This is a genomic window from Streptomyces recifensis (genome assembly GCF_002154615.1).
GTDB lineage: Bacteria > Actinomycetota > Actinomycetes > Streptomycetales > Streptomycetaceae > Streptomyces > Streptomyces griseoluteus.
This window is the reverse complement of the sequence record NZ_MUNH01000065.1, coordinates 1-4858: the sequence shown is the minus strand read 5'-3', so window position 1 is coordinate 4858 and position 4858 is coordinate 1. Positions and strand designations below refer to the sequence as shown.

At 71.9% G+C, this 4858-nt stretch carries 4 protein-coding genes; 2 read left to right on the top strand and 2 right to left on the bottom strand.

The features are described 5' to 3' along the window. Positions 1 to 71: 71 nt before the first annotated feature. Both CCN33_RS04370 and CCN33_RS04365 read right to left on the bottom strand, forming a co-directional pair. The gene (locus CCN33_RS04370; protein ID WP_086691286.1) at positions 72 to 1670 is read right to left on the bottom strand and encodes an AMP-binding protein; all 1599 of its coding nucleotides are present in this window, start codon (positions 1668 to 1670) and stop codon (positions 72 to 74) included. A 2-nt stretch (positions 1671 to 1672) separates the two neighbouring features. After that, positions 1673 to 3346 (bottom strand): AMP-binding protein, encoded by a 1674-nt coding sequence (locus tag CCN33_RS04365; RefSeq protein WP_086691284.1) that lies wholly within the window; start codon positions 3344 to 3346, stop codon positions 1673 to 1675. Positions 3347 to 3492: 146 nt separating this feature from the next. Here CCN33_RS04365 and CCN33_RS04360 point away from each other — a divergent pair, with 146 nt between their 5' ends. Further along, positions 3493 to 4317, top strand: a complete 825-nt coding sequence (locus tag CCN33_RS04360; RefSeq protein ID WP_086691282.1) for a LuxR C-terminal-related transcriptional regulator — start codon at positions 3493 to 3495, stop codon at positions 4315 to 4317. A 186-nt stretch (positions 4318 to 4503) separates the two neighbouring features. Further along, the coding region (locus CCN33_RS04355) for an ATP-binding protein (protein ID WP_140394465.1) at positions 4504 to 4858 on the top strand (355 nt) is incomplete at its 3' end.

Sequence of the window (4858 nt, the reverse complement as noted above, 5' to 3'; positions counted from 1 at the left end):
TGCGGACGGGGGACTTGTGGGGCGCGGTCTCGGCCGGAAGGCAACGGGGGCGACCGCGCCCCGCAAGCACGTCAGGAGCCGTGGCCGCGGCGCAGCTCCACCTTGCGGACCTTGCCGGACACCGTCATCGGGAAGGCGTCCAGGAGCCGGAGCCGGCTCGGGATCTTGTAGTGGGCGAGCCGGTCCCGGCAGAAGGCCCGCAGTTCGTCCAGCGTGAGCGGGTCGGCCGGGTCGAGCGGGATGACACACGCGAGGACCTCCTCGCCGTACCGCTCGTGCGGCACGCCGACCACCTGGACGTCCCGGATCTTGGGGTGGGCGTAGAGGAACTCCTCGATCTCGCGGGGGTAGATGTTCTCGCCGCCCCGGATGATCATGTCCTTGATGCGCCCGACGATCTCCACATAGCCGTCCTCCCGCATCACGGCGAGGTCGCCGGTGTGCATCCAGCGGCCGCTGTCGATGGCCTCGGCGCTCTTACCGGGCTCTTCCCAGTAGCCGAGCATGACGCTGTAGCCACGGGTGCAGAGCTCGCCCGCCTCGCCGCGCGGCAGCGTGATGCCGGTGGCCGGATCGACCACCTTGACCTCCAGATGCGGCAGGACGCGGCCGACCGTGCCGGTGCGGTGCTCCAGGTCGTCCTCGACGCGGGTCTGGAGGGAGACCGGGGAGGTCTCGGTCATGCCGTAGCAGATGGACACCTCGGCCATGTGCATCTCGGCGACCACCCGCTTCATCACCTCCACCGGGCAGGGCGAGCCCGCCATGATGCCGGTGCGCAGGGTGGAGAGGTCGTACTCCGCGAACTCGGGGAGGTTCAGCTCGGCGATGAACATCGTGGGCACCCCGTACAGCGAGGTGCACCGCTCCCGTTGGACCGCCTCCAGGGTGGCCCTGGGCTCGAAGGACGGGGCCGGGATGACGATGCAGGCGCCGTGGGAGGTGGCCGCGAGGTTGCCCATCACCATGCCGAAGCAGTGGTAGAACGGGACGGGTACGCAGATCCGGTCCTGCTCGGTGTAGGCGACCAGCTCCCCCACGAAGAAGCCGTTGTTGAGGATGTTGTGGTGGGAGAGGGTGGCGCCCTTCGGGAAGCCGGTGGTGCCCGAGGTGTACTGGATGTTGATCGGGTCGTCACAGGACAACTCGGCTTCCCGGGCGTGCAGTCGCTGTACGGAGACCTCGGCGCCGAGCGCGGTGAACTCCTCCCAGCCCGGGTCCCCGAAGTACACCGTCCGCCGCAGTTCCGGCAGTTTCGGGCGCACTTCGTCCACCATCGCCCGGTAGTCGCTGCCCTTGTGCTCGGTGGAGGCGAACAGCAGGGAGACCCCGGCCTGCCGGAGGACGTACTCCACCTCGTGGGTGCGGTAGGCCGGGTTGACGTTGACCATGATCGCGCCGACCCGCGCGGTGGCGTACTGGACGAGCACCCACTCCGCCCGGTTGACCGCCCAGACGCCCACCCGGTCGCCCTTGGCCACCCCGCAGGCCAGCAGCGCGCACGCCAGCCGCTCGACGTCGGCGGCGAACTGGGCGTAGGTCCACCGGCGCCCGGCGGGCACGTCGACCAGGGCCTCCCGGTCCGGCCAAGTGGTCGCCGTCCGCGCGAGGTTGGCGCCGATGGTGTCACCGAGCAGGGCGGTGCCGCCGGTGCCGTGCGTGTAGGACAGGGTCACCGGAAGTCCTCCTCGCGGTACTCGTCGGCCGAGCCCGCGGCCGTGGCCTCGCGCAGCTCGATGCGGCGGATCTTGCCGGACACGGTCTTGGGCAGCGGCCCGAACTCCAGCCTGCGCAGCCGCTTGTACGGCGCGAGCACCTCACGGGAGTGCTCGAAGAGCGCCTTGGCGGTACCGGGTCCGGGCTCCCAGCCCTCGGCGAGCACCACGTACGCCTTCGGCACCGCGAGCCGGAGGTCGTCGGGCGCGGGCACCACGGCCGCCTCGGCCACCGCCTCGTGCTCCAGCAGCGCGCTCTCCAGCTCGAAGGGGCTGATCTTGTAGTCACTGGCCTTGAAGACGTCATCGCTTCGGCCCGTGTAGTAGACGTACCCGTCGGCATCGCGGGAGCCGATGTCGCCGGTGCGGTAGTAGCCGTCGGCCATCGCCTCGGCGGTGCGCTCGGGGTCGCCGTGGTAGCCGGTCATCAGGCCGACGGGCCGCGCGGAGAGGTCGAGCGCGATCTCGCCCTCGGTGGCGCCGGGTGCGCCGGTGACCGGGTCGAGGAGTTCGACGCGGTAGCCGGGGCTCGGCCGGCCCATGGAGCCCGAACGCAGCTCCTGACCAGGGCTGTTGGAGATCTGCACGGCCGTCTCGGTCTGCCCGAACCCGTCCCGCACGGTCACGCCCCAGGCCCGCCGGACCTGTTCGACCACCTCGGGGTTGAGCGGCTCCCCGGCAGCGACGGCCTCGCGGGGCGGGGTGGCGAGCTGGGTCAGGTCGGCCTGGATCAGCATCCGCCACACGGTGGGCGGCGCGCAGAAGGTGGTGACCCCGGCCCGGTCCATCTCGGCCATCAGCCGGGCGGCGTCGAAGCGGGAGTAGTTGACGACGAAGACGGTCGCCTCGGCGTTCCAGGGTGCGAACAGGTTGGACCAGGCGTGCTTGGCCCAGCCGGGCGAGGAGATGTTGAGGTGGACGTCGCCGGGCCGGAGGCCGATCCAGTACAGGGTGGCGAGATGACCGACCGGGTACGAGGTGTGGGTGTGCTCGACCAGCTTGGGGCGGGCGGTGGTGCCGGAGGTGAAGTAGAGCATCAGCGGGTCGTCGGCGAGGGTCGGCCCGTCGGGCAGGAACCCGCCGGGCACCGCGTAGGCGTCCTCGTAGGGCTCCCACGCCTCCTCGGGCAGCCCGCCGACCGAGATCCGGGTGTAGGTGCCGGGGACCTCGTCGAACTTGGCGGTGTCCTCGGCGCGTGCGATCACATGCGCGACCTCGCCCCGGTCGACCCGGTCCCGCAGGTCGGCGGGGCCGAGCAGCGGGGTGGCCGGGATGACCACGGCACGCAGCTTCATCGCGGCGAGCATGGTCTCCCACAGCTCGGCCTGGTTGCCGAGCATGACGAGGACCCGGTCCCCCGCGCCGACGCCCAGCGCCTTCAGGTGGTTGGCCACCCGGTCGGAGCGGTCGGACAGTTCGGCGAAGGAGAGCCGGGTCTCGCCGCCGTCCTCCTCCACGATGTGCAGGGCGGTGCGGTCGTTGCCCTCCGCGATCACGTCGAACCAGTCCAGTGCCCAGTTGAAGTGCTCGAACTCGGGCCAGCGGAAGCCGTCGCGGGCACCCTGGTAGTCCTCCCGGTGCTCCAGCAGGAAATCGCGGGCGCTGCGGAACAGCTCCGTCGGGGTCGTCATCCGTGTCCTCCTCGCTGCCGCGGCCGTCCACCGTCGGCGCACTCCCGCGTCCCGGACCATTGCCGGGCGGCTCTCCCCCATCGTCTAATCCGTGATGCGGGTCTCACCACCCCCGAACGGGGGTGGCGGCACGAAGGAGCGAGAAGGTGGCAGCAGATGCCGTGGCGACGGCGGAGATTCGGGGTGCGCTGGCCGGGCTGCGGCGCGCGACGGGGCTGCCGGTCGCGTTCGGCGGAGCGGTCGGCCCCGGTGCCGCGCAGATCCGGATCAGCGAGCTGAGCGGCACCGCCACGGCCGCGCTGCGCTCGCTGGTGGTGACCTCCGGCACCGGACTCGGCGGCCGGGCGGTGGCGCTGGGCCGGGCCTGCGCGGTGCCGGACTACTCCAGTTCCCGCCGGATCAGCCACGAGTACGACGCCCCGGTGGCCGCCGAGGGCCTGCGCTCGGTGCTCGCGGTGCCGCTGGTGGTGGGGCACCGGGTGCGGGGGGTGTTGTACGGCGCGCTGCGCACCGCCCAGCCCCTGGGCGACCGGGCGCTCGGCGGTGCGGTGGCGGCGGCGCGTGAGGTCGAGCGGGCGCTCGCGGTACGGGACGAGGCGCGGGGTCTGCTGGCCGCGCTCCGGCCCGCCGTACCGGAACCGGGGGCCGGCCAGGAGCACGTACGGGAGGCGCACGCGGCGCTGCGGGCGCTGGCCCCGCGCATCGCGGACCCGGAGCTGCGCGCCGAACTGCTGGCGGCCTGTGCCCTGCTGACCGCACCGGCGCCGCAGGGAAGTCCGGCGCTGGCCCCGCGCGAGCTGGACGTGCTGACCTGGGTGGCGACCGGCGCCACCAACGCGGCCGTCGCCGACCGGCTGGGCCTGCGCCCGGAGACGGTGAAGGGCTATCTGCGCGCGGCGATGCGCAAACTGGGCGCGCACACCAGGGGGGAGGCGGTGACGGCGGCTCGCCGGGCCGGGGTTCTCCCCTAGGGGCCGGAACCGGACACTCCGGTCCCCCGGCAACCGCCGACGAAACATGCCATTCACATAGGCCCGCTTTGAATTTGACGATGCTTGACGGGCTGTTATTTCCCTCACCACGACTTCTCGACGAATTCCGGGCTCCGTTGCCTAGAATTTGGCCCGGACACGACACACGAGGGGAGCGGGCGAACCGTGCGACGGGACTTCCAGGAGCCTGCCCGATGCCGCCCCGACCTGCTCATCGGCCGCGAGGAACTGTTCGCCGACGCGAAGGAACAGCTCGCCTCGGGCGGCAGTGTGCTGGTGCACGGCCCGGCCGGAATAGGGAAATCGACCTTCCTGCGGGCATTGGCCGAGGAATACGGTGCCACCGCGCACACCGTGTTGCGCTGCTCGGCCACCGAGTCCGAATCGCATCTGCCCTTCCTCGCCCTGGCCGACCTCCTCGGGCTGGTCCTGGACGAGATCGCGCCGCACCTCCCCTCGGCCCAGCTGACCGCGCTGGAGTCGGCGCTCACCGGCCGGGGCGAGTCCAGCCTCCAGCGCG

What these genes read in the sequence shown, in the direction of transcription:
- CCN33_RS04365 (WP_086691284.1), bottom strand. Translation starts at nt 3,346, where the DNA reads ATGACGACCCCGACGGAGCTGTTCCGCAGCGCCCGCGATTTCCTGCTG.